Annotated in this window: 6 protein-coding genes and 2 pseudogenes; 4 read left to right on the top strand and 4 right to left on the bottom strand. The window is 69.3% G+C overall.

The features are described from left to right. Positions 1-497: pseudogene (locus tag GRX66_RS16730) on the top strand (ornithine cyclodeaminase family protein); the annotation flags it as partial. Positions 498-528: 31 nt separating this feature from the next. On the opposite strand, the gene GRX66_RS16735 reads toward GRX66_RS16730, so the two are convergent. Further along, entirely contained in the window at positions 529-1,242 is a 714-nt protein-coding gene (locus tag GRX66_RS16735; protein ID WP_159527536.1) for a helix-turn-helix domain-containing protein, read from the bottom strand. Positions 1,243-1,395: 153 nt separating this feature from the next. On the opposite strand from GRX66_RS16735, the gene GRX66_RS16740 reads away from it, so the two are divergent. Genes GRX66_RS16740 through GRX66_RS16750 form a run of 3 tightly spaced genes read left to right on the top strand, consistent with a single transcriptional unit; the run spans position 1,396 to position 2,910 of the window. Next, positions 1,396-2,082 (top strand): AzlC family ABC transporter permease, encoded by a 687-nt coding sequence (locus tag GRX66_RS16740; RefSeq protein WP_325064168.1) that lies wholly within the window; start codon positions 1,396-1,398, stop codon positions 2,080-2,082. Continuing rightward, on the top strand, positions 2,079-2,423 hold the full coding sequence (locus tag GRX66_RS16745; RefSeq protein WP_159527537.1) for an AzlD domain-containing protein: 345 nt from the start codon (positions 2,079-2,081) through the stop codon (positions 2,421-2,423). Before GRX66_RS16740 ends, GRX66_RS16745 begins: the two co-directional genes overlap by 4 nt. 31 nt (positions 2,424-2,454) lie before the next feature. Continuing rightward, a complete protein-coding gene (locus GRX66_RS16750; protein WP_159527538.1) occupies positions 2,455-2,910 on the top strand; it encodes a peroxiredoxin in 456 nt (151 codons plus the stop codon). 39 nt (positions 2,911-2,949) lie between these two features. Here GRX66_RS16750 and GRX66_RS16755 read toward each other — a convergent pair whose 3' ends face one another. The 3 genes and pseudogenes from GRX66_RS16755 to GRX66_RS16765 all read right to left on the bottom strand — a co-directional run. Next, a complete protein-coding gene (locus GRX66_RS16755) occupies positions 2,950-3,609 on the bottom strand; it encodes an O-methyltransferase (RefSeq protein WP_159527539.1) in 660 nt (219 codons plus the stop codon). 101 nt (positions 3,610-3,710) lie between these two features. Further along, positions 3,711-4,280: a thioredoxin family protein gene (locus GRX66_RS16760; protein ID WP_159527540.1), complete on the bottom strand. Its 570-nt coding sequence runs from the start codon at positions 4,278-4,280 to the stop codon at positions 3,711-3,713. Between the two features lie 118 nt (positions 4,281-4,398). After that, positions 4,399-4,603: pseudogene (locus GRX66_RS16765) on the bottom strand (MBL fold metallo-hydrolase); the annotation flags it as partial.

The raw sequence follows: 4,603 nt of genomic DNA on the forward strand, positions 1-4,603 counted from the left end.
AACACGTCGCCGTGTACTCCCCGAGCGACTCCAGACACGAGTGCGCAAGCGACCTGCGGGACGAGGGACTCGACGCCGAGGCCGTCGACTCTCCGACGGCAGCCGTCGAGGGAGCGAACGTCGTCGTCACCGCCACCACGAGCAGCGAGCCGGTGTTCCCGGCCGGCGCGCTCGAACCCGGGGCGCTGGTGGTCGCCGTCGGCGCGTACAACGCGGAGATGCAGGAACTCGAACCCGAGGTCTTCGACCGCGCTGCCCGCGTGTTCGCCGACGTTCCCGAGGAAGTCGCCGGCATCGGCGACGTCACTGCGACGAACCTCGACGAGAGCGACCTGATTCCCATCGCGGACGTCCTCGAGGGCGACGGTGGCCGGAAGACCGAGGACGAGATCCTCGTGATGGAGAGCGTCGGCTCTGCCGTCCTGGACGTCGCCGCGGCCTCGTACGTCTACGACGCGGCGACGGACGCGGGCGTCGGCACCGAACAGTCGCTGTAACAGCGGCTGCGGACCGCGTTCTGGACGACAGTTACGGGTCGAGGAGCTTCGATTCCGCGGTCCGCAGGTGTTCGAGCAGCGTCGTCTTCGAGATGTCGAGTTCCGCCGCCAGGTCCCGCGTCGACGTCTCCCGGGGCCACTCGTAGTACCCGCGGTCCCGGGCGAGTTCGTACACCTCGCGCTGGGCCTGCGTGAGTCGCTCCAGGCGACGGCCCTGGACGGGGTCGCCGCCGACTGTCCCGACGCTCTCCACGTCGATGTCGCCGCCCGTCTCCGTCCGGATGGCCTCCAGTTCCGCCTCGATGTCCTCGCGCTGGCCGGCGTACCGCACGTCCCACGATTCGCGGCCGTCCTCGATTTTCCCGGGTGCGGTGTGGACGAAGCCGTGTTCGAGCAACAACGGACAGATCATCTCCCCGGGGTCGTGCTCCAGGAAGAACTCCCGGGAGACGGCGCCGGGCGCGATGCGGTGGCGCCGCGTGTCGAACTGGGTCTGCAGGCGCCGCACCGTCTCCGTGAGCGGCGACGACTCGATGTCGGCGATGAGCGCCTCGACCTCCGACTCGGTCTCCCCGTACGCCGTGAACAGGCCGTTGGCCGTCGACGTCCCCTCCACCGGCGCCTCGTAGACGGCGTGGGCGAGAATCCCGCCCGGATTGCGTTCGGTCGCCTGGATCGCCCAGCAGTTCGGGTGCCAGAGGTCGAGGCGCAGCCGGGTCCCCGCGTCCGAGGTCCCCTCGGTCATATCCGAACCGTTGTGACTGGAGTTGCTTGGCGTTGTCTGTTCCGACAGCCGACCGGCTGCGGCGTCGCCGCTACGGACGAGCGAGAGGGGAGGAAGCCGCAGGTGTGCCGGTGTCGGAACGTTCATGCGCGCGACGCCGCCTACTGCGAGGCAGTGACAGAGCGCGAGGACTTCGTGTCGGGCGTGCGGGACTCGCTGCCGACGCTCCCGGCGAACGTGCCGTTCGGCTTCGTCGTCGGGGTCGCCGCGCTGCAGGCGGGGTTCAGTGGCGTGCAGGCCGTCTCGATGTCCGTGCTGGTGTTCGGCGGTGCGTCCCAGTTGGCGGCAATCGAACTCCTGCAGAAGGGGTCGCCCGCCCTCATCGTCGTGCTCACGGCTGTGGTCGTGAACCTCCGGTACACGATGTACAGCGCAGCCATCGCGCCGCACTTCCGGCGGTTCTCCGAGCGCTGGCGCCTCGTCTGCGCGCAGTTCGTCGTGGACACGACGTTCGCCCTGGCCGTCACCGAGTACGAGCGCGACGAGGACACCGACAGGCTCGCGTACTATCTCGGCGTTTCGCTGGCCATCTACGTGTCGTTCGTCGCCGGGACGGCCGGCGGCGTGCTGCTGGGCGACCGCATCCCGGACGGCTTCCAGCTCGAGTTCGCGGTTCCGCTGTTGTTCCTCGCGCTGCTGGTGCCGTCCATCGCCGACGAGCCGACGGCAGTGGCGGCCGCCGTCGGCGGGTTCGTCGCCGTCGCCGCCGTCGGCGTCCCGATGAACCTCGGAATCATCGTCGCGGCGCTCTCCGGCGTCAGCGCCGGCTTCGTCGTGAACCACTGGAGGGGGTCCCGATGACGCCGGCAGCCGGACTCGGGTCGGTGCGTCTGTGGCTGGTCGTCGTCGGGGCGGCCGTCGGGTCGTACGTGCTCAGGGTGTCGTTCATCACGCTCTTCGGGCGCGTCGACGAAGTGCCACCGCGCGTGAAGACGACGCTCTCGCTGGTGCCGCCGGCCGTGCTGGCGGCGCTCGTCGTCCCGGAGCTCGTGCTTGCGGACGGCGCACTCGCACTCACCCTGGGGAACGACCGCCTGATCGCCGGTGCCGTTGCGGCCGTCGTCGCGTGGCGGACCGAGGACATGCTCCCCACAGTCGTCGTGGGAATGGCAGTCCTCTACGCGCTTGCGCTCGTACCGTAACTGCTTCGGGGCGTGAGGCAAAACGCGGCGTATGCTCTCAGAAGGCGAACCCGCGCCGGACTTCGAGTTACCGAACCAGGACGGAGACGTCGTTTCGCTGTCCGAGCACGCCGGCCAGTACGTCGTCGTCTACTTCTATCCGCGGGCAGACACCCCCGGCTGCACGACTGAAGCGTGCAGTTTCCGCGACCGCTGGAGCGACTACGAGGCCCGCGACGTGCCCGTGTTCGGCATCAGCGACGATCCCGTCGAGGACCTGAAGGACTTCGCCCGGAAGTACGACCTCCCGTTCGACCTGCTCAGCGACGACGGCGGCGAGGTCGCCACGACGTACGACTCGTACGGGGAACGCGAAATCATGGGGGACGTGATGGACGTGACGTTCAGGAACACGTACGTCGTGGGTCCGGACGGCGACATCGTCGCGGCGTTCGAGGGCGTCGACCCCGAGGAGCACGCCGACGAAGTGCTGGCAGTCATCGACTGACGGACCGAGCGCAGGCCGAAGAATCGGCCCGACAGGCGCTCACTGCGTTTTCACGCTGACCGCGACGCCCTCGCCCAGCGGGACGAACGCCGTCTCGAACTCCGGGTCGTCGCGGACGTGCTCGATGTATCGAGCGACGCTCGCCGTGTGGTCGTCCACCGGGTCCGCGCCGCGGAGCGCTTCGGTGACCGCCTCCGGTTCGACGGGACCCGCCATCATGTTGTCCGCGACGACGACGCCGCCCGGTGCGAGGTCGCCGCGCAGGTCCTCGAGGGCGTCGACGTACTTCGACTTCTCGTGGTCGACGAGCACGACGTCGAACGGTCCGTCGTACGCCTCGAACGTCGCCATCGCGTCACCGGTCTCGTAGTGGACCGTCGCATCCGTGTCGAGTCGCGAGAGGAAGGATTCGGCGGTCTCGAGGTTCTCCTCGTCGTAGTCAGTCAACACGAGTTCGCCGTCGTCGGGGAGCGCGCCGAGGAACCACGCGCCAGAGTAGCCGAACCCCGACCCGAACTCGAACACGCGGGAGGCGTCCGCGAGGCGCGCGACGACCCGGAGGAACCGACCGACGTCCGGCCCGACGACCGGGAAGTTCTGGTCGCGCCCGTAGTCGGTCATCTCCTCGAGCACGGGCGGCGGCGCGGGGTTCGCCGCCTGGAGGAACGCCTCGACCGTACTGTCCAGTACCTGACTCATGGCCTATGGTCCGCCAGCGTGACCCTTAGCGGTTCGGGTCCGAGGGACGGGCGACGTGCGGACACGCGGAAGTCACTCAGCGGCCGGAGCGTCAGCGTCGGTCAGTCGTCGGTCCACTTGATGGAGCAGCCGCGCGAGGGGTTGAACGCCTGTTCGACAGGCTCGCCCGCGAGCACGCTGTCGATGGCGTCCCGGACCTCGCCGCCCTCGCGCGTCGGTTCGTCGTCGGGGTTGAGCGCGTCGTCGAGGCGGCCGTGGTACGCCACCTCGAAGCCGTCGCCGGCGTTCCGCAGCAGGAACGGGTCCGGGGTGCAGGTGGCGCCGTACGCCCGCGCGACGTCCTGACTCTCGTCGCGGAGGTACGCGTCGTAGTGGATGGTGCCGTCGGCGACGAGTTCCCGCATCCGCTCGAAGGAGTCCTCCGGGTACTCCTCGCTGTCGTTGGGGTTGACGCCGACCACCGCGACGTCGTCGTAGTCCGCGGCGATGTCGTTGAGCGCGTCGAACTTCGCCTTCGCGTAGGGGCAGTGGTTGCACGTGAACACGAGCAACACGGCGTCGCGGTCCGCGAAGTCAGCGAGCGCGTGCGTCTCCCCGTCGGTGCCTTCGAGTTCGAACGCCGGTGCGGTGTCGCCGGCCTCGAGTTCCGCTGTGGACTCTTCTGCGACCATACCGGGCCCTACTCGCGGGCGAGCAAAGGAGATTGGGTTCCGGAGCCCGTCTCCGTCGGTGCCGAGCCCGAGCGAGTCGCGAAGCTGAATCCCCCGGGGCGCGGAAGCGAGCGGCCACTCAGGCGCGCACGTAGCCGTCCGACGTCTCGGCGAGGACGCCCTCGTGGACGAGGTGGTCGAGGTGGGCGTACGCCTCGCCGGGGCCGTGGAGGACGTGGATGCGGGAGAGGTCCCCGAACAGTTCGGCGCTGACCTCCCAGGGGGTTGCCGGCGCGAGTTCGTCGACGGCCGCGAGCACGCGCTCGGTGCGTTCGTCGTGGTGG

Source organism: Halobacterium bonnevillei (assembly GCF_009831555.1).
In the GTDB taxonomy this organism is placed as follows: domain Archaea; phylum Halobacteriota; class Halobacteria; order Halobacteriales; family Halobacteriaceae; genus Halobacterium; species Halobacterium bonnevillei.

Coding starts and splice junctions, on each gene's coding strand:
- GRX66_RS16735 (WP_159527536.1), bottom strand. CDS start 1,242: ATGACCGAGGGGACCTCGGACGCGGGGACCCGGCTGCGCCTCGACCTC.
- GRX66_RS16745 (WP_159527537.1), top strand. CDS start 2,079: ATGACGCCGGCAGCCGGACTCGGGTCGGTGCGTCTGTGGCTGGTCGTC.
- GRX66_RS16750 (WP_159527538.1), top strand. CDS start 2,455: ATGCTCTCAGAAGGCGAACCCGCGCCGGACTTCGAGTTACCGAACCAG.
- GRX66_RS16755 (WP_159527539.1), bottom strand. CDS start 3,609: ATGAGTCAGGTACTGGACAGTACGGTCGAGGCGTTCCTCCAGGCGGCG.
- GRX66_RS16760 (WP_159527540.1), bottom strand. CDS start 4,280: ATGGTCGCAGAAGAGTCCACAGCGGAACTCGAGGCCGGCGACACCGCA.